Annotated in this window: 26 protein-coding genes and 1 pseudogene; 15 read left to right on the forward strand and 12 right to left on the reverse strand. The window is 72.0% G+C overall.

Features of this window, described 5'->3' with window-relative positions; translation table 11 throughout:
• Positions 1-92 precede the first annotated feature (92 nt).
• Entirely contained in the window at positions 93-434 is a 342-nt protein-coding gene (locus tag ABZS77_RS03345; RefSeq protein ID WP_354816353.1) for a hypothetical protein, read from the forward strand.
• A gap of 45 nt (positions 435-479) precedes the next feature.
• On the opposite strand, the gene ABZS77_RS03350 is transcribed toward ABZS77_RS03345, so the two are convergent.
• Positions 480-851, reverse strand: a complete 372-nt coding sequence (locus ABZS77_RS03350) for a DUF4267 domain-containing protein (RefSeq protein ID WP_354816356.1) — start codon at positions 849-851, stop codon at positions 480-482.
• An 88-nt stretch (positions 852-939) separates the two neighbouring features.
• Here ABZS77_RS03350 and ABZS77_RS03355 point away from each other — a divergent pair, with 88 nt between their 5' ends.
• On the forward strand, positions 940-1,512 hold the full coding sequence (locus tag ABZS77_RS03355; RefSeq protein ID WP_354816359.1) for a TetR/AcrR family transcriptional regulator: 573 nt from the start codon (positions 940-942) through the stop codon (positions 1,510-1,512).
• Between the two features lie 92 nt (positions 1,513-1,604).
• On the opposite strand, the gene ABZS77_RS03360 is transcribed toward ABZS77_RS03355, so the two are convergent.
• Positions 1,605-3,284 (reverse strand): DNA repair helicase XPB, encoded by a 1,680-nt coding sequence (locus ABZS77_RS03360; RefSeq protein WP_354816362.1) that lies wholly within the window; start codon positions 3,282-3,284, stop codon positions 1,605-1,607.
• Positions 3,285-3,420: 136 nt separating this feature from the next.
• Here ABZS77_RS03360 and ABZS77_RS03365 point away from each other — a divergent pair, with 136 nt between their 5' ends.
• Positions 3,421-4,299 (forward strand): L,D-transpeptidase family protein, encoded by an 879-nt coding sequence (locus ABZS77_RS03365; RefSeq protein WP_354816365.1) that lies wholly within the window; start codon positions 3,421-3,423, stop codon positions 4,297-4,299.
• A gap of 96 nt (positions 4,300-4,395) precedes the next feature.
• Positions 4,396-4,632 carry a hypothetical protein gene (locus ABZS77_RS03370; RefSeq protein ID WP_354816368.1) on the forward strand — a complete coding sequence of 79 codons (237 nt, stop codon included), beginning with the start codon at positions 4,396-4,398 and terminating at the stop codon, positions 4,630-4,632.
• Between the two features lie 28 nt (positions 4,633-4,660).
• Here the strand turns inward: ABZS77_RS03370 and ABZS77_RS03375 are convergent, their stop codons facing one another.
• Positions 4,661-7,147 carry a helicase-associated domain-containing protein gene (locus ABZS77_RS03375; RefSeq protein WP_354816371.1) on the reverse strand — a complete coding sequence of 829 codons (2,487 nt, stop codon included), beginning with the start codon at positions 7,145-7,147 and terminating at the stop codon, positions 4,661-4,663.
• Between the two features lie 84 nt (positions 7,148-7,231).
• On the opposite strand from ABZS77_RS03375, the gene ABZS77_RS03380 reads away from it, so the two are divergent.
• Together ABZS77_RS03380 and ABZS77_RS03385 are read left to right on the forward strand one after the other, a co-directional pair.
• The gene (locus ABZS77_RS03380; RefSeq protein WP_354816374.1) at positions 7,232-7,855 is read left to right on the forward strand and encodes an HAD hydrolase-like protein; all 624 of its coding nucleotides are present in this window, start codon (positions 7,232-7,234) and stop codon (positions 7,853-7,855) included.
• A 27-nt stretch (positions 7,856-7,882) separates the two neighbouring features.
• Positions 7,883-8,269: a cold shock domain-containing protein gene (locus ABZS77_RS03385; protein ID WP_030329652.1), complete on the forward strand. Its 387-nt coding sequence runs from the start codon at positions 7,883-7,885 to the stop codon at positions 8,267-8,269.
• Here the strand turns inward: ABZS77_RS03385 and ABZS77_RS03390 are convergent.
• The gene (locus ABZS77_RS03390; RefSeq protein ID WP_354816377.1) at positions 8,230-9,060 is read right to left on the reverse strand and encodes a 1,4-dihydroxy-6-naphthoate synthase; all 831 of its coding nucleotides are present in this window, start codon (positions 9,058-9,060) and stop codon (positions 8,230-8,232) included. The two genes, ABZS77_RS03385 and ABZS77_RS03390, sit on opposite strands and share 40 nt — an antisense overlap.
• Before the next feature lie 401 nt (positions 9,061-9,461).
• Between ABZS77_RS03390 and ABZS77_RS03395 the strand changes: the two genes are divergently transcribed.
• Positions 9,462-10,331, forward strand: a complete 870-nt coding sequence (locus tag ABZS77_RS03395; RefSeq protein WP_354816380.1) for a GNAT family N-acetyltransferase — start codon at positions 9,462-9,464, stop codon at positions 10,329-10,331.
• On the opposite strand, the gene ABZS77_RS03400 is transcribed toward ABZS77_RS03395, so the two are convergent.
• Together ABZS77_RS03400 and ABZS77_RS03405 are read right to left on the reverse strand one after the other, a co-directional pair.
• Positions 10,294-10,944: a futalosine hydrolase gene (locus tag ABZS77_RS03400; protein WP_354816383.1), complete on the reverse strand. Its 651-nt coding sequence runs from the start codon at positions 10,942-10,944 to the stop codon at positions 10,294-10,296. The genes ABZS77_RS03395 and ABZS77_RS03400 overlap by 38 nt on opposite strands.
• On the reverse strand, positions 10,941-12,542 hold the full coding sequence (locus ABZS77_RS03405) for an MFS transporter (RefSeq protein WP_354816386.1): 1,602 nt from the start codon (positions 12,540-12,542) through the stop codon (positions 10,941-10,943). Before ABZS77_RS03405 ends, ABZS77_RS03400 begins: the two co-directional genes overlap by 4 nt.
• Between ABZS77_RS03405 and ABZS77_RS03410 the strand changes: the two genes are divergently transcribed.
• The gene (locus ABZS77_RS03410; protein WP_354816389.1) at positions 12,541-13,470 is read left to right on the forward strand and encodes a DUF3027 domain-containing protein; all 930 of its coding nucleotides are present in this window, start codon (positions 12,541-12,543) and stop codon (positions 13,468-13,470) included. The two genes, ABZS77_RS03405 and ABZS77_RS03410, sit on opposite strands and share 2 nt — an antisense overlap.
• Before the next feature lie 18 nt (positions 13,471-13,488).
• Here the strand turns inward: ABZS77_RS03410 and ABZS77_RS03415 are convergent, their stop codons facing one another.
• On the reverse strand, positions 13,489-13,734 hold the full coding sequence (locus tag ABZS77_RS03415) for a DUF2530 domain-containing protein (RefSeq protein ID WP_139584040.1): 246 nt from the start codon (positions 13,732-13,734) through the stop codon (positions 13,489-13,491).
• 88 nt (positions 13,735-13,822) lie between these two features.
• Between ABZS77_RS03415 and ABZS77_RS03420 the strand changes: the two genes are divergently transcribed.
• The 5 genes from ABZS77_RS03420 (at position 13,823) to thpR (ending at position 18,425) form a co-directional block, all read left to right on the forward strand.
• On the forward strand, positions 13,823-15,301 hold the full coding sequence (locus ABZS77_RS03420; RefSeq protein ID WP_354817166.1) for an NCS2 family permease: 1,479 nt from the start codon (positions 13,823-13,825) through the stop codon (positions 15,299-15,301).
• A gap of 115 nt (positions 15,302-15,416) precedes the next feature.
• Entirely contained in the window at positions 15,417-15,866 is a 450-nt protein-coding gene (locus ABZS77_RS03425; RefSeq protein WP_208760915.1) for a MarR family transcriptional regulator, read from the forward strand.
• 71 nt (positions 15,867-15,937) lie between these two features.
• The gene (locus tag ABZS77_RS03430; RefSeq protein ID WP_354816392.1) at positions 15,938-17,221 is read left to right on the forward strand and encodes an MFS transporter; all 1,284 of its coding nucleotides are present in this window, start codon (positions 15,938-15,940) and stop codon (positions 17,219-17,221) included.
• Between the two features lie 104 nt (positions 17,222-17,325).
• Entirely contained in the window at positions 17,326-17,835 is a 510-nt protein-coding gene (locus ABZS77_RS03435; protein WP_354816395.1) for a hypothetical protein, read from the forward strand.
• Positions 17,836-17,846: 11 nt separating this feature from the next.
• A complete protein-coding gene (gene thpR / locus ABZS77_RS03440) occupies positions 17,847-18,425 on the forward strand; it encodes an RNA 2',3'-cyclic phosphodiesterase (protein ID WP_354816398.1) in 579 nt (192 codons plus the stop codon).
• Here the strand turns inward: thpR and ABZS77_RS03445 are convergent.
• Together ABZS77_RS03445 and ABZS77_RS03450 are read right to left on the reverse strand one after the other, a co-directional pair.
• Positions 18,395-18,829 (reverse strand): MarR family transcriptional regulator, encoded by a 435-nt coding sequence (locus ABZS77_RS03445; protein ID WP_354817169.1) that lies wholly within the window; start codon positions 18,827-18,829, stop codon positions 18,395-18,397. The two genes, thpR and ABZS77_RS03445, sit on opposite strands and share 31 nt — an antisense overlap.
• Positions 18,830-18,931: 102 nt before the next feature.
• Positions 18,932-19,240 (reverse strand): annotated as a pseudogene (locus ABZS77_RS03450) (helix-turn-helix domain-containing protein); the annotation flags it as partial.
• A 123-nt stretch (positions 19,241-19,363) separates the two neighbouring features.
• On the opposite strand from ABZS77_RS03450, the gene ABZS77_RS03455 reads away from it, so the two are divergent.
• Positions 19,364-20,029 carry a DUF4097 family beta strand repeat-containing protein gene (locus ABZS77_RS03455; protein WP_354816401.1) on the forward strand — a complete coding sequence of 222 codons (666 nt, stop codon included), beginning with the start codon at positions 19,364-19,366 and terminating at the stop codon, positions 20,027-20,029.
• 17 nt (positions 20,030-20,046) lie between these two features.
• Entirely contained in the window at positions 20,047-20,877 is an 831-nt protein-coding gene (locus ABZS77_RS03460) for an alpha/beta fold hydrolase (protein ID WP_354816404.1), read from the forward strand.
• Positions 20,878-20,948: 71 nt separating this feature from the next.
• On the opposite strand, the gene sepH is transcribed toward ABZS77_RS03460, so the two are convergent.
• From sepH to ABZS77_RS03475, 3 genes are all read right to left on the reverse strand, one after another.
• On the reverse strand, positions 20,949-22,034 hold the full coding sequence (gene sepH / locus ABZS77_RS03465) for a septation protein SepH (RefSeq protein WP_354816407.1): 1,086 nt from the start codon (positions 22,032-22,034) through the stop codon (positions 20,949-20,951).
• A 185-nt stretch (positions 22,035-22,219) separates the two neighbouring features.
• Positions 22,220-23,347 (reverse strand): phosphoserine transaminase, encoded by a 1,128-nt coding sequence (serC, locus tag ABZS77_RS03470; RefSeq protein ID WP_354816410.1) that lies wholly within the window; start codon positions 23,345-23,347, stop codon positions 22,220-22,222.
• Positions 23,348-23,576: 229 nt separating this feature from the next.
• A complete protein-coding gene (locus tag ABZS77_RS03475) occupies positions 23,577-24,683 on the reverse strand; it encodes a citrate synthase 2 (protein ID WP_354816413.1) in 1,107 nt (368 codons plus the stop codon).
• Positions 24,684-24,913 lie beyond the last annotated feature (230 nt).

Raw genomic sequence — 24,913 nt, forward strand, 5'->3', positions numbered from 1 at the left:
GTCCCCGACCCGCGGGAGCCACGCCCGCCGCTGCTCCCCGCCGACTTCCAGGGCACCGGCCGGTACGTCGTGCGGGACCTCGGCGCAGCAAGGTGCCGGGATTCTTCAACCGACAGATCTTCAACGACAGGCTGAAGACGTCCCGGTTCGTCGGGCCGGAGATCCTGCAGGGGGAGAAGGACCGGCACGTCGACCACTGGCGGGTGGGCGTGGTCGGCGGATCGGCCGTGCCGGGTGAGTTCTTCCGGTTCCCGCTGGCGCTCGGCGACATCTACGTCGACCAGCGCGACCCGAGCAGATGGTGGCAGGTGTTGCAGTTCGGCCTGCAGAACCTCTTCGACCCGGAGCTCGACGAGTGGTTCACGATGGACACCTTCGACCACCGCCCCGGCGAGGTGACCCTCCCCGACCGCTGCCCACCCCCCACCCCCTGACCCCCTCCCTCCCTCCCTCGGGAGGGGCCGGCGGGGCGGGCCCGGTTACAGGGCGAAGAGCAGGGCGGCGTTCAGGAGGACCACGAGGGCCGTGGCGAAGTGGATGCCGAAGGCGACGGCCTTCGTTCCGCCGTTGCGCAGCACGATGAGGGTGTCGCCCAGCGGGACGAGCGCGACGACCAGCATGAACCACGCGACCGCGTCGGCAGTGGTGAAGGCGATCAGGGCGAGGCCGAGGAGCCCGAAGGTGAGGTCCTTGAGCCCTTTGACCGTCAGGTAGGCGGTGTCGCCGCCCGGCCGGGCCGGCACGCCGTACCCGGCGGCCGCGGCCTGCGGCACCAGCAGGAACCGCGCGCCGATGAAGGCGACGAAGATACTGAGTACGACTGCGAGCCCGTAGGCGAGGGGTGCCAGCATGATCCGCTCCAATTCCTAGCGTTGCTAGATTTAAAAGCGACGCTAGCAGAGCATCGGCAGGAACGCTAGCGGTGCTAGGATTTCTGTCATGTCGACTCAGTCGCGCCGGGAGCGCGCGCGGGCGGACCGCGAACGCGCGATCGTCGCCGCAGCACGCGACCTGGCCCTGACCGAAGGTTGGGAAGCGGTGACCACCCGGCGGCTCGCCGCCGAGATCGAGTACAGCCAGCCCGTCCTCTACAGCCACTTCAAGGGCAAGGACGCCATCATGGCGGCAGTCGCCGTCGAGGGCTTCGCCGAGCTGGCGACCGCACTGGTCTCGGCCCGGGCCTCCGCCGCCGACCCCCGCCAGGCGGTCGCCGACGTGGCGGCCGCGTACGTCGCGTTCGCCCAGGAACGGCCCGCCATCTACGACGCGATGTTCACCCTCGCCGTCGACCTGCCGTTCGCCAGCCAGGACGTGCCGACCGACCTGGCCCGTGGCTTCGCCGAACTGTCCGAGACGGTGCGCCCGGTCGCCGCCGGCGACGATCTGGAGACGGTCACCGAGACCTTCTGGGCCGGCCTGCACGGGCTCGTCACCCTGATGCGCAGCGGCCGGCTCCGCCGCGCCGACCACGACCGGCGGCTCGCGGTCCTGGTGCAGCGCTTCTCCCCGTGACCGTCAGCGGTCAGAGCTGACCGGGTCGCCGGGGGCCGAGGTCGTCGTCGCGCAGTCCGGTCCCGGTCGCGCTGCCCCGGGACAACCCAGGATCAATCGACGGTCGGGAGCTTCGGGCCGAGGACGTCGTCCGCGTCGACGATCGTGTACGCGTACCCCTGCTCGGCCAGGAAGCGCTGCCGGTGGGCCGCGTACTCGGTGTCGATCGTGTCCCGGGACACCACCGTGTAGAAGTGCGCCTGCCGCCCGTCGGCCTTCGGCCGGAGCACCCGGCCGAGGCGCTGCGCCTCCTCCTGGCGTGACCCGAACGTCCCCGACACCTGGATCGCCACCGCCGCCTCGGGCAGGTCGATGGAGAAGTTGCCGACCTTCGAGATCACCAGGGTGCGCAGCTCACCGGAGCGGAACGCGTCGAACAGCCGCTCCCGCTCCTTGTTCGTCGTCGAGCCCTGGATGATCGGCGCGTCGAGGTATTCGCCGAGCTGGTGCAACTGGTCGATGTACGCGCCGATGACCAGCACCTGATCCTTTGGATGCCTGTCGACGAGCGCCTTCACCACCGGCAGTTTGGTGCGGGCGGTCGCCGCCATCCGGTACCGCTCCTCGGCCTCCGCCGTCGCGTACGACATGCGCTCGGCGTCGGTCAGGGTCACCCGGACCTCGGTGCACTCGGCCGGGGCGATCCAGCCCTGCGACTCGATGTCCTTCCACGGCGCGTCGTACCGCTTCGGGCCGATCAGGCTGAACACGTCGCCCTCGCGGCCGTCCTCGCGTACCAGAGTCGCCGTCAGGCCCAGCCGGCGGCGGGCCTGGAGGTCCGCGGTGAACCGGAAGATCGGCGCGGGCAGCAGGTGCACCTCGTCGTAGACGACCAGGCCCCAGTCGCGGGCCCCGAACAGGTCCAGGTGGGTGAACGCGCCGCCGCGCCGCGAGGTGAGCACCTGGTACGTGGCGATGGTGACCGGGCGGATCTCCTTGCGCTCGCCCGAGTACTCGCCGATCTCCTCCTCGGTCAACGACGTACGGGCGATCAGCTCCCGCTTCCACTGCCGGCCGGCCACCGTGTTGGTCACCAGGATCAGCGTGGTCGCCTTCGCCTCGGCCATCGCCGCCGCGCCGACCAGGGTCTTGCCGGCGCCGCAGGGCAGCACCACCACACCCGACCCGCCGGCCCAGAACGCCTCCACGGCCTCCCGCTGGTACGACCGCAGCGTCCACGGCTTGCGCCCGTCCTTACCGGCCTCGGCCAGGTCGATCTGGTGCGCCTCACCGTCGACGTAACCGGCCAGGTCCTCCGCCGGCCAACCCAGCTTGAGCAGCGCCTGCTTGAGCCGGCCACGCTCGGACGGGTGCACCCGGATGGTGTCGTCGTCGATCTTGTCGCCGAGCATCCCGGCGAGCTTCTTGCTCTTGGCCACCTCGATCAGCACCAGCCGGTCCAGTGCGCGTAGCACCAGCCCGTACGCCGGGTCGTTGGCGAGCTGGAGCCGGCCGTACCGGTCCATCGTCTCGGCCACGTCCACCAGCAGGGCGTGCGGCACCGGGTAGCGGGAGTACTTGAGCAGCGAATCGACGACACCCTCGGCGTCGTGCCCCGCCGCGCGGGCGTTCCACAGACCCAGCGGGGTCAACCGGTACGTGTGCACGTGCTCCGGCGAGCGCTCCAACTCGGCGAACGGCGCGATGGCCATCCGGCAGGCCTGCGCGTCGGGGTGGTCGATCTCCAGCAGCAGGGTCTTGTCCGACTGCACGATCAGTGGTCCACCGCTCACGCCAGTGTCCTCTCCTCGGTTGGCCGACCATCCAGTGTTGCACGGTGCGGGATGACGAAAGAAAGATGCTCACCAGGTGCAACCGTGACGGCACCTACGAACGTCTAGCAAAGGGACAACTGTCAGGGGAGGTGCCATGAGGCGTGTCCAGAGCACTTTCCGGCTGGTTGCCCTGCTGGTGGTCGTGCTGGTCGGTGCCGGCGCGTGCGCGTTCGATCCGCAGTCCGGCGGGAGTGGTGGCGGGGGAGCCGCCCCGGCCGGTGCCGCGGAACAGGTAACGGGGGCGAGCGGCACGTCCGGGCCGGACCAGCGCGGCCGGCCCACGCCGACCGCACCCACCCCGAAACCCACCCGGAAGCCCACCCCGAAACCGACAGGCAGGGCCCCCACTCCGACAGCCGCCCCGAGTACGTCGACAGTCGCCGGCTGCCCACAGGGCCAACACCAGCGCGCCGTCGAGACCTACCTGGCCCGCCTCGGCGGCTTCGGGGCCGTGACCGTGGACGGCCGGCAGTCCGCCGCCGACTGCGCCGCCATCAAGAAGTTCCAGAAGAGGTACGGCATCCGCCCCGTCGAGGGTCGCGCGGGACCCACCACCTACGACGTGGCCCAGCGCCTCGCCACCACCAACCCCGCCAGCTGCAAGGCCGGCACCGGCACCACGTTCTGCGTCGACCTGACCCGGCAGACCGTCTGGGCGATGCGCGGCGGCAAGGTGATCATGGCGCCGACGGTGACCCGTACCGGAATGTCCGGCTACCGCACCCCCGCCGGCACGTACACCGTCAACTTCCGCAACCCGAAGGAGTGGTCCGACCCGTACGAGGTGTGGCTGCCCTACTGGCAGCACTTCACCCAGGGCATGGGCTTTCACGAGACCACCACCTACCTGCACGACAAGTCGATCGGCTCACACGGCTGCGTCAACCTGCTGCACGCCGACGCCGTCCGGATGTGGGAGCTGGGCAAGGTCGGCACCCGCGTCGTGCTGGTCGGCCGCCGCCCCGGCACCTGAGCGACACGCGCCGGTTCCGGGGTTTATCCCCTGTCACACCGGTCCCAGGAGTGTCACCCTGGGAGTCCAGGGCCGGACCGGGCGGGGAGGCTGGGCATGACGGTCGACCGTGAAGTGATCGCGCAGTACGAGCAGGCACCGCCCGACGAGGTGTCCCGAGCGACCGTCATCGCGTACGCCGTCGCGGCGACGCTGCTCTTCGGCTGGTTCCTCTTCGGGTGGCTGGTGCTCCAGCAGGGCTTCGTCGACTCGGTCGGGGAGGCGGCCGGCGCCGGCTTCGCGCTGCTGCTCGTCATCTCGGTCATCGGCACCGTACGCCGCAGCCGCCGCTGACCGACCAGGCCAGCGGCGGCACGCCCGGTCAGTCCGCGAGCACCGCCGCGGTGATCCGGTGCAGCGCGAACGTGTGCAGCATCTCGGTCCGCTCGTCCTCGGCACGCAGATACCCGGCGCCGATCGAGACCGGCTTGACCAGCCGGGACGCGGTCGCCCCGTGCGCGTCGACGTACCCCACCCAGACCAGCGCCTTGTCGCGGACCGCCTGCTGGAGCACCGCGAGGGCCTCGGTGTGCGTGTGCGCCGGCACCGGACCGCCGCCCAGCCCCGCCGCGCCGCCCCGCACCACCGCCGGTGCCCGCCGGGCCGCCCGCGCCGCCGCGTCGCCCCGCCGGATGTGCTCCACAACGCCGAGCAGGCGCGGCATGGGCAGCTTCGGGGCGGCGAGCGGGTCCAGCGTCCGGGTGGTCATCGGGACCCGGGCCGGTGCCCGCCGGATCCGGGGCCGGGACAGCACGGTGCCGCCGGTGGCGTCCTCCTGCACCGGCGCGTACCCGGCGTCCCGCAGGGCCCCCAACAGCCGACCCACCTGGTACGGGGTGCACAGCACCGTCGGCGCGAGCCGGCGCAGCGTCAGCGGCTCCAGCCGCCGGTCGGCCAGCACCTCGCTGAGCAGCGCCTCGTCGTCACTGCGCAGGTACGCCCCGGCCAGACCGACGCGCAGGCCGCCGTGCTTGCGGGCCACGTCGTCCACCAGGTAGGTCAGGCCCTGCGGCACCGGCGTACGGGACCGTCGCCGGAACACCTCGTGCAGGTCACCGGCCGAGTAGCCGGAATCCAACGCCCGCCGCACGCTCGCCGTGGTGACCCGGTGCACGCTGGCCCCGCCGGCCGACTCGAGCTCGGTCATCGCCTCCAACTCGGCGGCCAACGCTGGTTCGGGTGGGCCGGGCACCACAACCGTCAGGTCGGCCTGCACCAGGAAGTGGTCGACCGGCGCGGGCAGCAACGCGTCCAACGCTCGGGCGGCGTCCGACGGGTCGCCGCTCTCGACGTCCGCGTGCACGCCCAGCGGGTCGTCCGCGCCCCGCTCGTCGGCCGACGACAGGTCGCCCAGCAGCAGCCGCCCGTACGAGGTGAGCGCCCCTAGCCCGGTGACGCCGAGCTGCGCCGCCTCGGCCAGCACCTCCCGGTGCCCGGCCTCCCGACCCCGGCTGCGGCGCGGCGCCCGCCAGTCCAGCAGGTCCTGCACCTCCTCGGGGGTGGGCGCGGTCGCCGGCTCCAGGTCGGCGAGCACACCGAGGACCGCCCGCCGGGTGGCTGGCGCGCCGGCCCGTTCGGCCTCTGCGGAGAGCGCGGTGATCGGCCGGTCCCGGTCGTCACGGCGGCCGACCAGCCCCACCTGCCGGGTCATCGTGAGCCAGGCACGGGCCAGATGCTCCCAGCGCTGCGCCAGCGACGCGGCACGCCACACCTCGTACCCGCCGGTGGGCATCACCTGCTGGTCCACCCCGTACCGGCCGGTGGCCGTACCCGACATGTCCAGCTCACCGGCGAGCCCCGCCGCGTACGCGACCTCCAGCAGCAGCGCGGTCGTCGGCTCGTCCAGCCCAGCGGTACGTGCCAACCGCCGCAGGTCGCGTACCCCGATGCCGCCGGAGCGCAGCACCGGCGCGGGTTCGGCGGCGAGCTGCTCCAGCAGCCCCTCGGTGTGCCGGACCACCTCCATGGTCTGCCCGGCGCCGGCCGAGTCGACGGCCTTCGCCTCGCGGGGCGTGGCGGCCACCTGCGGTGGGCTGGTGCGCAGTGGACCGAGCGGACCGCTGTCGCGGCGCAACAGCAGGCCGACCTCGCGCGGCAGTTCGACGGTGCCGCCCGCCGTCGACGAGCCGGCCGAGATGGGCACGAGCAACCGGTTGTCGACCAGCCAGCGCACCGGGGAGCCGGCCGGGGCGCCGCCGTTCGTCGGGTCGGAGAGCATCGGGTCCTCCGCGCCGACGGGTGGCGCCTGCAACGCTCCCGGGGGCACGCTGCCCACCGGGGGGCCGGCCGCCAGCCGGTCCAGGATCGCCCGGGCCGAGGGCGGCGCGGCGAGCAGCGTCCGACGCAGTTTCGCCGCGTCCGCGCAGAGCGCCGCCGTGCGCGGGTCCAGGTCCGCGGCGGGTCGGCCGAGCCCGGCGGGGTACGGGGCCACCTCGTCGACGGCACCTGCCACGTGCAGGGCGTGCTCCGGGCCGTACAGCAGGAAGAGCGCCCGCAGCCTGCCCACGGCGGCCCGGACGGCCGTCGGTGCCGGCGGGTGTGGTCCGGTGGTCGCCAGGGCGAGCACCGCGTCGGTGGCCGTGGTGCCGTCGTCGGGGCTCCGGGTGAGGCGGGCGGCGTCGAGGATCTGGAGGGTGAACTGGTCCAGCCCGTCGAGCGCGCGGGCCACCGAGACCCGGGACTGGGCCCGGATGGCCAGTGCGGAGATGTCGGCCGGTACGGGCACGACGAGGTCGGGCCGCAGTTGCAGGAGTGCGGCCAGTGACTCGTCGGGCAGCGACCGCAGGTGGTCGGCGAGTGAGGTGCTCATCGTCTTTCCACGCTAGCCCGGCACCCGCCCGTCGCGCCCCTCGGACGTCCGCTCGAACGGGAGTCTGCGGGTACGTTTCTCGACATGTCTGCGCTGACCGTCGGATTCGATCTCGACATGACCCTGGTGGATTCCCGCCCCGGCATCGCCGCGGCCTTCCGGGCGTTGACCGCGAGGACGGGCGTTCCGGTGGACGCCGACCTGGTCGTGTCCCGGCTCGGTCCGCCGCTGCGCACCGAACTCGCGTACTGGTTCCCGCCGGAGCAGGTCGAGTCGGCGGTGCACGCGTACCGCGAGCTGTACCCGGCGTACGCGATCACCCCGACGGTTCCGATGCCGGGCGCGCGGGAGGCCATCGACGCGATCCGCGCGCGGGGCGGTCGTGTGCTGGTCGTCACGGCCAAGATGGGCCGGCTGGCCCGGCTGCACCTGGAGCATCTCGGTTTCACGGTGGACGAGCTGGCCGGTGACCTGTTCGCCGAGCAGAAGGCGACAGCCCTGCGGGAGCACGGCGCGACCCACTACGTCGGTGACCACGTGGCGGACATGGTGGCGGCCGGGGCCGCCGGGGTGCCCGGAATCGGCGTGGCGACCGGCCCGTGCTCCCCGGACGAGTTGCGCGCGGCGGGCGCGGAAGTGGTTCTGGACGATCTCACCGGATTCTCGCGGGCACTCGACGGCATGATCCAGCTAGCCTTGGAGCAGTAGCGGCTCAAGTGAAGCAGGGGTTTTCAGGTGCCTACGGGTCGAGTGAAGTGGTACGACACGGCCAAGGGATACGGCTTCGTCACCAGTGACGAGGGCGGTGACGTGTTCCTGCCGAAGGGCGCGTTGCCGGCGGGCGTCACCGACCTCAAGGGTGGTCAACGGGTCGACTTCAGCGTGGTGGACAGCCGCCGGGGCGCGCAGGCCATGGGCGTCAAGCTGTTGGACGCGCCGCCGTCGATGGCGGAGCTGCGGCGCCGCCCGGCCGAGGAGCTGCACGGTCTCGTCGAAGACATGATCAAGGTGCTGGAGGCGAAGGTCCAGCCGGACCTGCGCCGTGGACGGTATCCGGACCGGAAGGCCGCGCAGAAGATCGCTCAGCTGGTCCACGCGGTCGCGCGCGAGCTGGAGGTCTGAGGCACCAGCCCGGCGGTGGCGGCGCGGTCGAGGAGCGCCGTCACCGCGGCGAAGCCGGCTTCGCCCAGGTCGGCGGTGAACTCGTTGACGTAGAGGCCGATGTGCCGGTCCACCACGTCGAGTTCCATCTCCTGGGCGTGCGCGAGCACGTACTCCCGGCTGGCCGCCGGGTCCGCCCAGGCCTGCCGGACCGACTCGCGGATCCAGCCGGCGGCGGCCTCCGGGTCGACCGCGCCGCGCCGGGCCAGGATGGCGCCGAGGGGGATGGGGAGGCCGGTGTCGGCCTCCCACCATTCGCCGAGGTCGACAAGCGCGGTCAGCCCGTGCCGGTGGTAGGTGAACCGGGCCTCGTGGATGACCAGCCCCGCGTCGTAGCGGCCGGCGGCGACGCCCGGCATGATCTCGTGGAACGGAACCACCTCGATGCGCGCCGGCGGCTGCCCGGCAGACCAGAGCCGGAACAGCAGGTACGCGGTGGTCCGGTCGCCCGGCACCGCCACCGTGGCGCCGGTCAGGTCGGTGCGGTCGCCCCTGGTGAGCACCAGCGGCCCACAGCCGCGCCCGAGCGCGCCGCCGCAGGGCAGCAGGTGGTAGTCGTCGAGCAGCCACGGCAGGGCCGCGAAGCTCACCTTCACCAGGTCGAAGGCACCCCGCTCGGCGGCCGTGTTGGTGACGTCCACGTCGGCGTACGTCACGTCGACCGGCGGCGCACCCGGCACCCGGCCGTGCACGAGCGCGTGGAAGACGAACGTGTCATTGGGGCAGGGCGAGATCGCCAGAGAGAGCGCCACGCCCCTCACGTTAGCCCTGCCTCCGCTGACGCCTTCTTGGTGGTGCCGTGGCGGTGGTCACCGCTGCTGCCTGTAGAGCTGCCCCGTGAGTGGGGCGCGATGGCGGCGGTGACGATCAACGTGGATACGGCCGCCGGCGGGGTGGGTCGTGCCTCGTTCGTCAGGGTGACCGGCGGACCTGCGGATCTGCGGACCGCGGACCTGCGGGCCTGCGGACCGCGGACCTGCGGACCTGCGGGCCCGCCCGGTCGTCAACGTGCACCCGGCTTGCCCCATCCACGGGGCAGCTCTACAGGCACTCAGCAAGGGATGTGCACACCGACGGCGACATTATCCACAGGGTTGTCCACAGGTGGACGGGTGCTGTTGACGGCGCGGTCTGAGCGGAAAACCATCGTGGGGTGGCTGCCGACGAGGGTGCGATCGACGTGGGGGCGACGCTGCGGGATCTTCGTCGCCGTGCCGATCTGAGCCAGCGGGAGTTGGCCGCGCAGGCCGGGGTCCCGAAGAGCACTGTGGCGCGGATCGAGGCGGGGCAGGGTGCCCAGCCGGCGTTCCGGACGGTGGAGCGGCTGGTCCGTGCGGCTGGCGGCGAGCTCGCTGTCACGATGCCGGGCGACCCCTCCCGCAGCGCGGTCGGCGAGCCAGAGGATGCACGGGAGGACGAGCCACGGGACGAGGCCGGCCGTCGGTACCCGGCGCACCTCGACGTCCGGCCGGTCCGCACCCTCAAGGACTGGCCGGGCGCCTGGTGGGTGCACTCGTACACCCTTCCGCAGCGGCTGTGGCCGGTCCGCGTCCCGGAGCTGACCTACGACCGGGATCGAGCGCGGCGCGACGAGCGACGGTTGCGGAACCGGACGCGGGCCGAGGTGCGGTTTCGGCGTGCCACCGAAGGGCTGCCGCCCACCTCGTGGCGCTTTCTCGCGGAGGTGCCCGGTGCGGGGCCCGTTGGCGAGCTGAGGGCCCACGAGCGGAGCTTCGACCTGCTCCTCGGCGAGGACTGGGGCGACCGGCGTGAGCTGGTGTTGGAGGGCGTCCTCGTTGCTCCCGGTCTGCGGACCCTGGGTATCGGGCGGCAGCTGATCGGCCTGCTGGCCAGGGAGATGGCGGTGGCCGGCATCCGGACCACCCACGCGACGGCCGAGGCCGGCAACGTCCAGTTCCTGCTCGCCTGCGGATTCGAGCTTCAGCCAAGTCGGCCGTCGGCGCTCGCGCTCGAGGTCGGGCCCGTCAGCGCAGCGCCGGGGCCGCCAGGGACAGGGCGGTGAGGGCCTCGCGCAGCCGCCAGGCGTCGCGGTCGCGCGGGCCGATCGGGTTGGAGATGGTACGCAGCTCAGCGAAGGGCACACCGGCCTGCGCGGCGGCGACCGCCACCCCGTACCCCTCCATGGCCTCGGCGACCGCCTCCGGATGCCGCCCGCGCAGCTCCTCGGTGCCGGCCGCGGTGCCCGTGACCGTGCTGACCGTCAACACCGGGCCGAGGGCGGCGGTCGGCAGGGCGGCCCGCAGCGCCGCCAGCAAACTCGGGTCGGCCGGCACCACGCTGCCGCCGCCGAGCAGCGCCGGCGGCATGCCCAGCTCGTCGATCGGGATGAAACCGTCGGGCGACCCGGCGCCCAGATCGGCGGCGATGCTGGCGGTGCCCAGCACCGTGTCGCCGACCGCGACCCGCCCGACGAAGCCGCCGGCCACGCCGGCGCTGACCACCGCACGGTACGGCCGTCCGGCCGCCTCGGCCAGCGCCAGCAGCCGGGCGGTGGCGGCGCCGGCCACCGCCGGACCCACCCCGACCGGGGCGACGGTCACGGTGGTGTCGGTCAGACCGGCCCGGACCGCGTCCGCCTCGGCGGGCACCGCGGTCACCACGAGCAGGCCGCTCACGACAGCGGCCCGGGAGACTCCCGGCGGGACTCCTCGTCACTGCCGCCCCCCGGGCCGCCGACCGACGACGACGGCCGGTAGATGTGGTAGCCCGGCGGGGCGAGACCCGGCTCGTCGTACTGCGGCGAACCGGCCTGGTTGGGTGCCGGGGAGGTGGGCGTCGGGTCCGCCGGCTCGTCAACCGGCTCGTCGTCGACCAGTTCGTCGTCGCCCAGCGGCCGGCCGGCCAGCTTCTCGCCGCGCAGCCGGGCGGCGACAAGCACACCCCGGGTGGCGGCCAGTACGGCCACCCCGGCGGCGACCGCGATGCCCACCCGCCCGTCGAACGGCACCAGCCCGAGCCCGCCGCCGGCGACGAACGCCAACATCAGCACCGTCTCCGAGTGGGCGAACGAACTGGCCCGCAACCGCTCCGGAATGCGCTCCTGGATCGAGGCGTCCACGGCCAGCTTCGCCACGCCGCTCACCAGTGCGGTGACCAGGCAGAGCAAGGCCACCATCGGCAGCGAGAACTGGATCACGGCGAGCACCGCCACGCCGGCAACGATGACCATGCTGCTGGACTGGATGGTGGCCGGTCGGTGGATGCGCAGCCGGGTGCCGACGGCGGTGGCCAGGAAACTGCCGACCGCCAGCGCGCCGCCGACCAGCCCCAACGCCCACTCGGCGCCCAGATCCCGGCCGAAAACGTCGGTGGTCAGGTCGCCCTTCTTGATCGCGAAGGCGAGGAAGAGCAGCAGGAAGCCGTACGCCGCGCGCAGCGTCGCGGCACCGATCAGGGTCGCGATCACCAGCCGCCCGGCGGGTCGGCCACGGCCCAGCGGCCGGTCGCCCCCACGGCGGCCCAACGCCCGCAGCGGACGGGGCACGCGCTCGGGCGGCTCCGAGTCGGCCCTCGGCGGCAGCCGCAGGGAGATCACCATGCCGATCAGGAAGATCACCGACGCGACCCGAAGTGGCCACTGCGGCCCGAACCAGAACGCGGCCAACCCGATCGGCGCCACGAGCGCGCCCGCGACCGTGCCGTAGACGCTCGCCCGCGCGCCCACCTGCGACAGGCCCAGCCCTTCGGGCAGCAGCCGGGGCACCGCGGCGGAGCGGGCCACGCCGTACGCGCGGGACAGCGCGAGCACACCGAACGCCGCCGGGTAGAGCCCGAACCCGTGGATGTAGTCGGAGATCAGCCAGGCCAGGAACGCGCGGCCGAGCATGGTGGCGGCCAGGGCGTACCGCCGGCCGTGCCGGAAGTGGTCCAGCAGCGGGCCCACCACGGGGGCGAGCATCGCAAACGGCACCATGGTCACCAGCAGGTAGAGCGCGACCTTGCTGCGGGCCTCGCCCAGTGGGACGTTGAAGAAGATCGTCCCGGCCAGGCCGATGGCGATCAGCGTGTCACCGGCGCAGGACAGCGCGTGCAGATCGAACAGGCGGACCATGCCGACCTCGCCGCCGGCGCCCCGCGCCCGGGCCCGGCCGGCCCGGCGGGTCACCCAGCGTCCGCTGCCCAACGAACCACGCAGCAACAGGCGGACCGCCCGGATGCCGGAGCCGACGGTCCGCCCGAGGACGGAACGCCCGGAGCGGGAGTACGACGGCATGTGCACCATCCTCGCCCATCTGATCCAGGTGCGCCGCACCACTGCGGGGAAAGGTTCCCCGGGAGTCCCTGTCACCCCTGCGGGTGGCATGGGGAACAATGGTCGGGTGACCAGGCCCGCCTCCACCCGTGCCGCTCGTCTCGACCAGGTCTGCGCCGCCGCCGTCGAGGTGGCTCGTGCCGGCATCACCGAGGTCGACGCCGACGACGTCGGCGACCACCTGCAGGTCGTCGCCGAGGGCGATCGGCTGGTCACCCACTACTTCGAATGCCGGCTCGCCGGTTACCGGGGCTGGCGGTGGGCGGTCACCGTCACCCGGGTGCCGCGCAGCAAGACCGTGACGATCTGCGAGACGGTGCTGCTGCCCGGCTCGGACGCGCTGCTCGCGCCCGGCTGGCTGCCCTGGCAGGAGCGTCTCAAGCCGGGCGACCTCGGCCCGGGTGACCTCCTGCCGACTTCGCCGGACGACGACCGGCTGGTCCCCGGCTACCTGCTCTCCGACGACCCGGCGGTCGAGGAGACCGCGTGGGAGTTGGGTCTCGGGCGTGCGCGGGTGCTCTCCCGGGAGGGTCGGATCGACGTGGCGCAGCGCTGGTACGAGGGTGAGCACGGCCCGTCCGCCGCGATCTCCACGGCCGCACCAGCCGCCGCCCGCTGCGGCACGTGCGGCTTCTACCTGCCGCTGGCGGGTGCGATGCGGCAGGCCTTCGGCGCCTGTGGCAACTTCTACGCCCCCGACGACGGCCGGGTGGTCAGCGCCGACCACGGCTGCGGCGCCCACTCCGAGACGCTCATCGAGGCGGTCGAGACCGCCGTCGAGGAACTACCCACGGTGTACGACGACAGCGCCGTGGAGGCCATGTCGGTCAGCCGCGCGCCGGGATCGGTGGAGGCCGCCGAGCCGGCGGAGCCGTACGGGCATCCCTGACGGTTCGCGTCGGCGGGGTCAGCTCGCGCGGCGGCGGCGCCGGTTGGCGTCGTGCCGCAGCATCACGGCGAGGCCGGGGAAGCCCCACAGGAACCCGGCCAGGCAGGTCCAGAGCCAGTTCTCGTGACCGTTGTCGGTCAGCCAGCCCCGAAAGAAGATCAACAGGACGAGCCCGGCCACCGCCCAGGCGATCAGCCCGGCGACCGCGAACGGCACCATCGGCGGGTCGAGTGGCGCGGGCCGCGGCGGCTGCTCGTTCGGCATCGGGCAAGCGTACGCGATCCACTTCCCCTGCCCGCCGGTGATCTGGGACGATGCGCGCGACAACCGGAAGATCACCTGCGAGGACCCGATGGCAGTAGCGCCGCCCGAGAACGGCACACCCCCCGACCCCGCTCACCCGCGTAACGGTTTCGACCGGTTCTTCGAGATTTCCGCCCGCGGCTCGACGATGAGCCGCGAGGTACGCGGTGGCCTGGCGACCTTCTTCACGATGGCGTACATCGTGGTGCTCAATCCGCTGATCCTCGGCGGCGCCGTCGACGGGGACGGCAAGACCCTCCCGATTCCCGCGCTGGCCGCCGCGACGGCGCTGGTGGCCGGCCTGATGACGATCCTGATGGGGGTGGTCGGCCGGTTCCCGCTGGCCCTCGCCGCCGGTCTGGGCGTCAACGCGCTTGTGGCGTACGAGATCGCGCCGGAGATGACCTGGGCCGACGCGATGGGCCTGGTGGTGATCGAGGGTGTGATCATCGCGGTGCTGGTGCTGACCGGTCTGCGGACCGCGGTGTTCCGCTCGGTGCCCACCCAGATGAAGACCGCGATCGGGGTCGGAATCGGTCTCTTCCTGACCATCATCGGTCTGGTGGACGCCGGCTTCGTCCGACGGAACCCGGACGACGCCAACACCACCGTCCCGGTCGGCCTGGGCATCGGCGGCAAGCTGGTGAGCTGGCCGATGCTGGTCTTCGTGGTGGGTCTGTTGATCACCCTGGTGCTGGTGGTGCGCCGGGTGAAGGGCGCGATCCTGATCGGCATCCTCGCGTCCACCGTGCTGGCGGTGATCGTGGAGGCGGTCGGCAACATCGGTCCGTCGTTCGTCGACGGCAAGCCCAACCCGAAGGGTTGGTCGCTGAACGTGCCGGAGTTGCCGAAGACGGTGGTGGACCTGCCCGACCTGTCGCTGCTGGGCAAGTTCAACGTGCTCGACTCGTGGGGTCGTGCCGGCTGGCTGGTCGTGCTGATGTTCGTCTTCACCCTGTTGATCACGGACTTCTTCGACACCATGGGCACGATGGTGGCGGTCGGCCAGGAGGGTGGCCTGCTCGACGAGAAGGGCACCCCGCCGAAGGCCAAGGAGATCCTGCTCGTCGACTCGATCGCGGCGGCGGCCGGTGGTGCGGCGAGCACCTCCAGCAACACGTCGTACATCGAGAGTGCCGCCGGTGTCGCGGAGGGCGCCCGGACCGGGGTGGCCAACCTGGTCACCGGCGCGCTGTTCCTGCTGGCGATGTTCCTGGCGCCGCTTGTGGTGATCGTGCCGTTCGAGGCGGCGTCGACGGCCCTGGTGGTGGTCGGTTTCCTGATGATGACCGCGGTGCGGACGATCGACTGGTCCGACTACGAGATCGCGATCCCGGCGTTCCTCACCATCGTGCTGATGCCGTTCACCTACTCGATCTCGAACGGGATCGGCGCCGGTCTGATCACCTTCGTGGTGGTGAAGCTGGCCCGGGGCAAGGCCCGGGAGATCCACCCGCTGTTGTACGGGGTGGCCGCCCTGTTCGTGCTGTACTTCCTGCGCGGGCCGATCGAGTCCCTGGTGCTCTGACGTGCGTCCGGGCGGGGAATCGGATCGGATTCCCCGCCCGGAAGTGCACAAACATCCCCGTGAGCCTGGTCATAACGGATGTCGTTAGCCATGCTCATTAGTTAAGCTAACTAACGTGATGGAGCGGACGGTGACGGCGGAACGCGTGCCACCGGCGCAGCTGGCTCCCCAGTTGCGTGATGCGATCACCCGACTCAACCGGCGGGTCCGCCAGGCCCGACCGGTCGGCGACCTCACGGTCACCCAGGTCTCCGCGCTCACCAGCCTCCGGCTGGCGGGTGCCATGACGCCCCGGGAACTGGCCGACGTCGAGCGGGTGCAGCCACCGACGATGACCAAGATCGTCGGGAAGTTGGAGGACCGCGGCCTCGTGCGGCGGACACCCCACCCGACCGACGGCCGGCAGGTCATCCTCGCGGCTACCGAAGGAGGGCAGGCCGTGCTCGACCAGTTCGAGCGGGCCCGCGACGAGTGGCTGGCACACCGGCTGGCCGCGCTCGACGAAGACGAACGGGAGACCCTGCACAGGGCCGCCCAGATTCTCCAGCAGCTCGCTCGCGCCTGAGTCACGCCCGCACCACCCGGGCCGTGCCGTCACCTGTCGATGACGCGTACGTCCGAGGAGGCGCACCAAGAGTGCAGGCGAAGCTGAGCACGATGTTCCAGTCCCTACAGGTCCGCAACTACCGGCTCTTCGCATCCGGGCAACTGATCAAACTGATCGGTGTCTGGATGATGTTCATCGCCCAGGACTGGCTCGTCCTCGACCTCTCCGACAACTCGGCGACCGCGCTCGGTGTGGTCACCGCGTGTCAGTTCACCCCGGTGCTGCTGCTCACGCTGTTCTCCGGTCGGCTCGCCGACCGGTACGACAAGCGGGTGTTGCTGTTCGTCGCCAACGCCTTCTGGACCGTGCTGGCCCTCGGCATGTCCGTGCTGGTCCTCACCGACCTGGTGCAGCTCTGGCACGTCTTCGCGTTCGCCGCCCTGCTCGGCACGGCCAACGCCGTGGAGACCCCGGTCCGCCAGGCGTTCGTCTCCGAGCTCGTCGGTACGCCCCTGCTGCCCAACGCCTTGTCGCTCAACGCCGCCGTGTTCAACTCGGCCCGGATCGTCGGCCCGGCCGTCGCCGGCCTGGCCATCGCCGCGTTCGACGTCGGCCCGGTCTTCCTGTTCACCGCCCTCAGCTCGGTCGCGCCGCTGGTCAACGTCGTACGGATGCGGACGGCCGAACTGCACCGCGACGCCCTGCTGCCGCGCGACGAGCGGGCGTCCGCGAAGGTGGTCGACGGCCTGCGGTACGTGTGGCGTCGACCGGACCTGCTGCTGCCGATGGCGGTCATGTCGGTGATCGGCATGTCGCTGTTCAACTTCCAGCTCACCCTGGCCGCGCTGGCCAAGACGGTCTTCCACACCGGTGCGGCCTCCTTCGGCCTGTTCAGCACCGCCCTCGCCGTCGGCGCGCTCGGCGGTGCGCTCAGCGGCACCGGCCGGCGTAGCCGCCCGTCGGTCTGGCTCGTGCTCGGTGCCGCTATCGCCTGCGCCAGCTTCGGCACGCTTGTCGGCTTCGCGGGGACGTACTGGCTGGTCGTGGCACTGCTCGTACCCACCGGGTTCTTCATGGTCTTCTTCGCCCAGGCCGCCAACCAGCGGGTCCAGTTGGGCGTGGACGCGGCGTTCCGGGGACGGGTGATGGCGCTGTGGGTGCTGGTGTTCCTGGGTACCAACCCGGTCGGCGCGCCGCTGATCGGCTGGGTCGCGGAGCGCTTCGGCGCCGGTGCCAGCATCTGGATGGGCGGGCTGATCTCGCTGGCCGCCGCGTTGGTCGCGCTCACCTGGCAGCTGCGCCGCTCCGGTGCCCGGCTGCGCTTCCGGGTGCTGCCGATGCCCCGCTTCTACGTCACCTCCACCGACTGCTGAGGCACGCCGGCGAGGTCGACGAGGCGCCGCCGTCCCGATGAGCGGATGACGCGGATGCGGCCAAATCGCTGGCGAGGCGGCACGACGGGGCTTAGCGTCGATGCGTGGGAGTCGGACGCGCGCTGATGCTGGCCCTGGCGTTCCTCGCCGTGGCCAGCCTTCCGGCGGCGTTCGCGCTGCTCTTCTGCTACGACGAGATCCTCGACCGGGTGGTCTGCGGCTGGTCCGAGTGGCGTGAGCGCCGACTGGAGAAACGCACGATCGCCCGCCTCGACCGGGCCATCGAAGCCGACGCGTTGACCCGGGACATCGACCTCAGCGAGTTCGACCGGCCGGACCGGCGTCCGTTGGAACACCTCGCCGCCGACCTGCGCCGCCTCGGCGGCCAGCGGCTCGGCGGCACGGGCCGGTCCATGGTGTGGCACGGCACGGTGCTCCAGGCGTACGACGACCGGCTGCGACTGGCGTGCCGCGCCCTCGGCATCACCGAACACCTCGGCGAGCTGGAGGGCGTCGACCGGGAGATCGAGCGGGTACGGGTCGAGGGCGTGCTGCACGCCGCCGGTCTGACCCTGCCGGCGGCCCGCGCCGGCCATCGGCAACGGCACCACTAGACCGGTGCTGCGTGCGGCTCTTCGTCGCGGTCTGCCCGCCCGTCGAGGCGGTCGACCATCTCTGGGCGCGGGTGGCCCGGCTACGTGTCGCGGCGGCGACCGCCGCCGGCGTGAACGTCCGGCTCGCCGACCCCGCCCACCTGCACCTCACCGTGGCGTTCCTCGGTGCGGTCGAGGCCGCCCGACTGGTCGAGGTGGAGAGTGCGCTCGGGCTGGCCGCCGAGCGGTTCCGCGACGGTCGGGACGCCGTACCCCGGTTGAGCCTCGGCGGCGGGGGTCACTTCGGCCGCGGCCGGTCCACGGTGCTCTGGGTGGCCCTGCGGGGCGACGTGGAGGTGCTGCACACGCTGGCCCTGCACGTCCGTGACCGGCTGCGGCACGCCCGGCTGCCGTACGACGACAGGCCGTTCCGGCCGCACCTCACCATCGCGCGGCCCGGCGACCGGGTCGCTCCGGCGGACGTCGACGCCGACGTGGCCGCTCTGGACACCTACCGAGGGCCGGACTGGTCGGCGACGGAGCTGCTGCTGGTGCGCAGCCACCTCGGCCCGCGACCGCGCTACGACCGGCTCGCCGTCTGGCCGCTCTGACCGGCGTGCAGGACCTCGCGGGCCTGTTCGGCGGCGCGGACGATGCTCTCGCTGATGAAGTCGAGGAAGCGGGCGATGTTCTCCAGCCGGGCGGCGGCGGGGGTGTGCGCGCCGAGCAGGGCCACGCCCTGGCGTGCGGTTGCGACGAGCTGGTCGTTGGCTCGGGCGCTGGCGATCGTCGCCTGGTAGAAGAGCTCGTCGTCGATGAGGTAGCGGTCGCGGCGTCGTTCGTCGCGTTCCCGGCGTACCAGGCTCTGGCTCTCCAGGAAGGTGATCGCCTTGGAGATGGACGCCGGGCTGACCTGGAGCCGCTGGGCGAGCTCGGACGCGGTCAGGCTGCCCGCATCGGTGGTGAACAGGCAGGTCAACACGCGGGCCGCCATCTTGGTCAGACCCGACGCCATGAGGACCGTGGTGAAGGTCTCCTCGTACTCGGCGACGGCCGGAGCGTCGCGGCCGTGCGGCTGGGTGATCGAGTCGGCACTTCGGGAGGCGGCGGACCCCCGCCGGTGCGCGCGACGTTCGGTGGCGCGGTGGGCCAGGTCGGCGCGGTAGCCGGTGGGGCCGCCGTTGCGCATCACCTCACGGGTGATCGTCGAGGTGGGACGGTCGAGGCGACGCGCGATCTCGGCGTAGGGGAGGCTGTCGGCCAGCCCTGACGCGATCTGCTGGCGTTCCTGCTGGGTGAGTCTTCCTCCCGGCATCGCGATCTCCTCGGTGGTCCTACGGTGCGCTCCCTGAGCCGTCACCATAGCGTTCACCTTCATCCATTGCAACGTGTGGTGACAGCTTTGTTGCGTTCTCCGTGCGTCCATTGCAACGAAATGCTGCCATCTAGCTGGGGATATCGGAATGCGATGCAACAAGCTTGTTGCCTGAATCTTGAACGCAACGTAGCGTTTCCGGTATTGGAAACACGACGAACACGGGAGAGCACGATGCAGACGTTCGACACCCCCGCCCCGATCACCGCAGTCCTGACCATCCCCGCCGGACGCATCCAGTTCATCGCCGCGGACCGCGCCGACACCACAGTCGACGTGCGGCCCACCGACCCCGCCAGGAACCGCGACGTGAAGGCCGCCGAGCGGACCGCCGTCACCTGCACCGACGGCGTCCTGCGGATCACCACCACCAACCCCGGCAGCAAGCTTCTCGGCCCGTCCGGCTCCCTGGAGGTCACCGTCCAACTGCCCGCCGGCTCCCGCATCGAAGCCCACACCGCCTGTACCGAGCTACGGGGCGTCGGACGCCTCGGCGACGTCGCCTTCGACGGGGCGCACCGGAAGATCAAAATTGACGAGGCCGAGAGCCTCCGCCTCACCGCGGTCGACGGCGACGTCGAGATCGGCCGGCTCAACGGCCCGGCGGAGATCAGCACCGCACGCGGCGACATCACCATCGCCGAGGCCATGCGCGGCACCGTCGTGCTTCGTACCCACTCCGGCGACATCTCCATCGGCGTCACCGCCGGCGCCTCCGCCGCCCTGGACGCCGGCACCGGCCACGGCCGCGTCAGCAACGCCCTCAAGAACAACGGCACCACCGACCTCGACATCCACGCCACCACCACCCAGGGCGACATCACCGCCCGCAGCCTCTGAACCGGGAAGGGATCGAGATGAACACCTCCGCGCACAGCGCAACCTGGACCGGCCTGGTGCCGGTCGACGACACCGCCCTGGCCGTCACCGACACCGGCGGCCCCGGCACCCCCGTGCTCTACCTCAACGGCCAGTTCTCCACCCAGGGCTACTGGCGGCGGCTGATCGCCGACCTGGGCCCCGAATGGCGGCACATCACCTACGACGAACGGGCACGCGGCAGGACGTCGAAGCGTTCGGCGGACTACTCCTTCGAAGCCGCCGTCCGGGACGTCGACGCAGTCCTCGCGGCCAGAGGAGTGGACCGGGCCCTGCTCGTCGGCTGGTCGTACGGGGCGGTCGTCGGAGCGCACTGGGCCAACCGGAACCCGGACCGCGCCACGGGTGCCGTCCTGATCGACGGCGCATTCCCGTACGACTGGCTCGACGAGGCCATGGAGCAGCGCATCCGCAAACTGTTCCGGCGAATGAACCTGTTCATGCCGCTGCTACGCCCGACCGGCCTCACCCCACGAATGAACGCCGAGCAGATGGCGGACAGCAACATCGAACTCGGCAGGCTCTCCCGCGAACGCGAACTGGGCCCGGTGCTGGACGCCATCACCGTCCCGGTGCGGTACGTGGTCGCCTCCGGCACATCCCTCGGAAGCCGAGGCGACGAGCAGGAACGGATCCGCGCCGGCCTCGACGCCGCCACCGCCCGCAACCCACACATCCGGATCGCCGCGAAGGTGGACAGCAACCACGGAGCGATCCTCAAGAAGGACTTCCGGACGATCGCCGCCGCCGTACGCGAGGTCGCCGACCTCGGTCGACGAGACGCCGACGACACGACAAGCACCAGGTGAAGGTCGGGCAGCGGACCCGCCGCGTGCCTCGCGCCGACGGGTGGCGAACCGCCACCCGTCAACGCGAAGCGTCAGGAGGACTCACGCGCGGCGGGGCCACTGCCGAAGAGCACGTCGTCCCAGCTCGGCAGCCGCTTACGCGGCTTGCCGTTCGCATCGGTGGACTCGCCGCCGCCGGCGGAAGCCGCCGCGGCACCGGTCCGGCGCGGCCGCAGGACCGCCAGCGACGGCACGGCCGGCACCTCCTTGGGCGCGTCCGAGTCGTCGTCGAAGGCCGAACCCTGGCCGCCGCCGAGCAGCGCCGCCGCACCACCACCGACCGGCCGCTGCCGGGGAGCGTCCGAACCCGCAAGGGCAGCCGGAGTACGCGGCTCCAGCCCACGACCCGACGAGGCGCCGAGCGGACGGTCCAGTGAGGCGAGCAGCGCGTCCCGACCAGCGCGGATCGGATCCCGACCGGGGCGCGGGTGCTCCGACGCCGCCGGAAGCCCGTGACCACCACGGCTCGGCTCGCCACGCGACGGACCGGGCAGGGCATGCCCACCCCGCTCCGGCGCCGGCTCCTGACCCAGGATCGGCGTGGGCCGCTCCGCGCACAGATACTGCGCCATGTCGTCGTGCGGGGTGACCGCCTGCCGGGTCTTGTCCAGATCCCAGATCGCCTGCGCGGTCGCCTTGCCGGACGGCCAGGTCGCGATGATCCGCCAGGTGCCGTCGTCCCGCCGGTACGCGTCCCAGGAGATCTTCTCGGTGTCGATGCCGTGCTGGCTCAGCCGACCGTTGACCACCTCGGCGAGCGGGGTGGGCTTCTCCGCACCCTTGAGCCGGGTGCGGCGGGCGTGCTGCGCGAGCATCGCGCGCTCCTGGAGCACCGGACCGGCGTACCGCAGCACCCGGTCGACAGGCACCCCGGCGATCCGGGCGACGTCCTCGGCGGACTCACCGGAGCGGATGCGGGCCTGGATGTCCCGAGGGGACAGCGACGGAACCAGGTCGACGGTCGTCGGCGCGGCCGGGAGCGGCGGCGCACCCGGCTCGGCGTGCAACGCGCCGGCGATCCGTTCGTCGATCGGCAGGGCGAGCAGCCGCCCGACCTCGTCCGCGAGAACCAGGGCATGGCCGTCCTCGGAGAGGGCGACGAAGCGTACTGGGCGCATAGCGTTGCCTCCGTCCCGCTTCGTTGGCCGCACGCCACGAGTCGGCCACCCAGGCGTCTCGGACCACCGTACGCGCATCTGTCTCGGGGTGGGGGAAGCGACACCCCGCATGTCGCGACTGAGCTGCAACGATGATCACGGTCGGTGTCCGTGGAGGCCCCCACGAACACCGACCGTGACGAACCTCAGAGGCGCTCGACCACGTAGTCGATGGACGCGGTCAACGCCTCGACGTCGGACGGCTCGACGGCCGGGAAGAGCGCCACCCGCAGCTGGTTGCGGCCGAGCTTGCGGTACGGCTCGGTGTCCACGATGCCGTTGGCCCGCAGCGCCTTCGCGATCGCGGTGGCGTCCACCCCGTCGGCGAAGTCGATGGTGGCGACCACGTTGGACCGCAGCGCCGGATCGGTGACGAACGGGGTGGCCACCGTGGACCGCTCCGCCCAGCCGTACACCGTCGCGGCGCTCTCCGCGGTGCGCTTGGCCGCCCAGGCCAGGCCGCCCTGCGCGTTCATCCAGTCGGTCTGCTCGGCGGCCAGGAAGATGGTCGCCAACGCCGGGGTGTTGTACGTCTGCTCCAGCCGCGAGTTGTCGATCGCGGTGACCAGGTCGAGGAACGCCGGGATGTACCGCCCGGACGCCTTGATCTCGGCGGCCCGCTCCAGCGCGGCAGGCGACATCAGGGCCAGCCAGAGACCGCCGTCGGAGCCGAAGCACTTCTGCGGCGCGAAGTAGTAGACGTCGGTCTCGCCGACGTTCACCTCCAGGCCACCCGCGCCCGAGGTGGCGTCGACGAGCAGCAGCGACCCCTCGTCCGCCCCGGCAACCCGGCTGATCGGCACCGCCACACCGGTGGAGGTCTCGTTCTGCGGAGTCGCGTACACGTCGACACCGGACTCGGCGACCAGGGCCGGCGCGCTGCCCGCGTCCGCCTTGCGAACGGTCGGCTCGCCCAGGAACGGCGCGTCCTTGACCGACTTGGCGAACTTGGCGCCGAACTCGCCGAAGCTCGCGAACTGCGCCCGGTCACGGATCAGGCCGAAGGTGGCGACCTCCCAGAACGCGGTGGTGCCGCCGTTGCCGATCACAACCTCGTAGCCCTCGGGCAGCGAGAAGAACTGGGCGATGCCTGAGCGCAGCCGCGACACCTGGTCGCGGACCGTCTTCTGCCGGTGCGAGGTGCCCAGGTAGCTCGTCGCGACCTCGGCGAGGGCGGACACCGCCGCGGGACGGACCTTGGACGGGCCGCAGCCGAAACGTCCGTCAGTGGGCTTGATCTCATCGGGAATCCGGATGATCGGTGCGTCAGCCACGGTCTTGAAGATCCTTCCGCAAGGGCGAGGGCGGGCCCGGCGACACTGCCGGCCCTCATCCTCGCACCCGGACCCATCGGTTCAAGCCGGGCCCCCGAGGCCAGCTCTGAGGCCTTCGCCACAGTCCCCCCGCCGGCCGCCCCGAAGGAAGGGCCCCTTCTTAACAGGTGGCGTTAGAAGGGGGCCCCTCCTATACGCCAGGCGTTAAGAAGGGGCCCTTCCTTACACCTCAGACGCCGTGTGGGATGGCGGCCCAGCCCTCGACGTCGGACGGCTTGCGGGTCTCCGGGCCGACGTACCGGGCGGACGGGCGGACCAGCCGCTGAAGGCGCTTCTGCTCGAGGATGTGCGCGCTCCAGCCGCCCATCCGGGCGCAGGTGAACATCGAGGTGAACATGTGTGCGGGCACCTCGGCGAAGTCGAGCACGACGGCCGACCAGAACTCGACGTTCGTGGCCAGCACCCGGTCCGGGCGGCGGGCCTGCAACTCGGCCAGGGCCGCCTTCTCCAGTGCCTCGGCGATCTCGAAGCGGGGCGCGCCCAGCTCCTTGGCGGTGCGCCGCAGCACGCGGGCGCGCGGGTCCTCGGCGCGGTAGACGCGGTGGCCGAAGCCCATCAGGCGCTCGCCGCGGTCGAGGACGCCCTTGACGTAGCCCTCGGCGTCGCCGCTGCGCTCCACGGCCTCCAGCATGCTGAGCACCCGCGACGGGGCGCCGCCGTGCAGCGGGCCGGAGAGGGCACCGATGCCGGAGGAGATGCAGGCCGCCGCGTCCGCCCCGGTGGAGGCGACGATGCGGGCGGTGAAGGTGGAGGCGTTCAGGCCGTGCTCGGCGGCCGAGATGAAGTATGCGTCGACGGCCTTGACGTGCCGCGGGTCGGGCTCGCCCCGCCAACGCTTCATGAACCGCTCGACGATGGTCTGCGCCTTGTCGATCTCCTTCTGCGGCACCGCCGGCAGGCCGAGGCCGCGGGCGGACTGGGCGACGAAGGAGAGCGCGGTCACGGAGACCCGGGCGAGGTCCTCGCGGGCCTGCTCGTCGGAGATGTCCAGGAGCTGGCTGAGCCCCCAGTACGGCGCCAGCATGGCGACCGCCGACTGGACGTCGACCCGGATGTCGCCGGAGTGTACCGGCACCGGGAACGGCTCCGCCGGCGGCAGGCCCGGCCCGAAGCGGCCGTCGACCAGCAGAGCCCACACGTTGCCGAACGAGACCTGGCCGATCAGATCCTCGATGTCGACCCCGCGGTAGCGCAGCGCGCCACCCTCACGGTCGGGTTCGGCGATCTCGGTCTCGAAGGCGACGACGCCCTCCAGTCCGGGTTTGAAATCGGCCATGTCGCTCTCCTGGATCTGGTCGGTGCGCCCGGTCCGGCTCATCCGGCCCGATCGGCCGAGCGCCTCAGGCGACCCTCAGGGATGTGTTCGGAACATCTTGCCCGCTCAGTAACCGGATACGCGACCCACCGCCACTGTGCTGCACACGACATCCCCGGACGCGCATTCTCCACACGGCTCGGTGAGACTGGGGGCGGTGCGGGCTGGTCAGCGCGGGAGGGCGCCGGCGG

This window comes from Micromonospora sp. NPDC005298 (assembly GCF_040607375.1).
In the GTDB taxonomy this organism is placed as follows: domain Bacteria; phylum Actinomycetota; class Actinomycetes; order Mycobacteriales; family Micromonosporaceae; genus Micromonospora.

Excerpts from the sequence above, each read along its gene's own strand:
- ABZS77_RS03350 (WP_354816356.1), bottom strand. The coding sequence starts at position 851 with ATGCTGGCACCCCTCGCCTACGGGCTCGCAGTCGTACTCAGTATCTTC.
- ABZS77_RS03355 (WP_354816359.1), top strand. The coding sequence starts at position 940 with ATGTCGACTCAGTCGCGCCGGGAGCGCGCGCGGGCGGACCGCGAACGC.
- ABZS77_RS03365 (WP_354816365.1), top strand. The coding sequence starts at position 3,421 with ATGAGGCGTGTCCAGAGCACTTTCCGGCTGGTTGCCCTGCTGGTGGTC.
- ABZS77_RS03370 (WP_354816368.1), top strand. The coding sequence starts at position 4,396 with ATGACGGTCGACCGTGAAGTGATCGCGCAGTACGAGCAGGCACCGCCC.
- ABZS77_RS03375 (WP_354816371.1), bottom strand. The coding sequence starts at position 7,147 with ATGAGCACCTCACTCGCCGACCACCTGCGGTCGCTGCCCGACGAGTCA.
- ABZS77_RS03380 (WP_354816374.1), top strand. The coding sequence starts at position 7,232 with ATGTCTGCGCTGACCGTCGGATTCGATCTCGACATGACCCTGGTGGAT.
- ABZS77_RS03410 (WP_354816389.1), top strand. The coding sequence starts at position 12,541 with ATGTGCACCATCCTCGCCCATCTGATCCAGGTGCGCCGCACCACTGCG.
- ABZS77_RS03405 (WP_354816386.1), bottom strand. The coding sequence starts at position 12,542 with ATGCCGTCGTACTCCCGCTCCGGGCGTTCCGTCCTCGGGCGGACCGTC.
- ABZS77_RS03415 (WP_139584040.1), bottom strand. The coding sequence starts at position 13,734 with ATGCCGAACGAGCAGCCGCCGCGGCCCGCGCCACTCGACCCGCCGATG.
- ABZS77_RS03420 (WP_354817166.1), top strand. The coding sequence starts at position 13,823 with ATGGCAGTAGCGCCGCCCGAGAACGGCACACCCCCCGACCCCGCTCAC.
- ABZS77_RS03445 (WP_354817169.1), bottom strand. The coding sequence starts at position 18,829 with ATGGCGTCGGGTCTGACCAAGATGGCGGCCCGCGTGTTGACCTGCCTG.
- ABZS77_RS03455 (WP_354816401.1), top strand. The coding sequence starts at position 19,364 with ATGCAGACGTTCGACACCCCCGCCCCGATCACCGCAGTCCTGACCATC.
- ABZS77_RS03460 (WP_354816404.1), top strand. The coding sequence starts at position 20,047 with ATGAACACCTCCGCGCACAGCGCAACCTGGACCGGCCTGGTGCCGGTC.
- sepH (WP_354816407.1), bottom strand. The coding sequence starts at position 22,034 with ATGCGCCCAGTACGCTTCGTCGCCCTCTCCGAGGACGGCCATGCCCTG.
- ABZS77_RS03475 (WP_354816413.1), bottom strand. The coding sequence starts at position 24,683 with ATGGCCGATTTCAAACCCGGACTGGAGGGCGTCGTCGCCTTCGAGACC.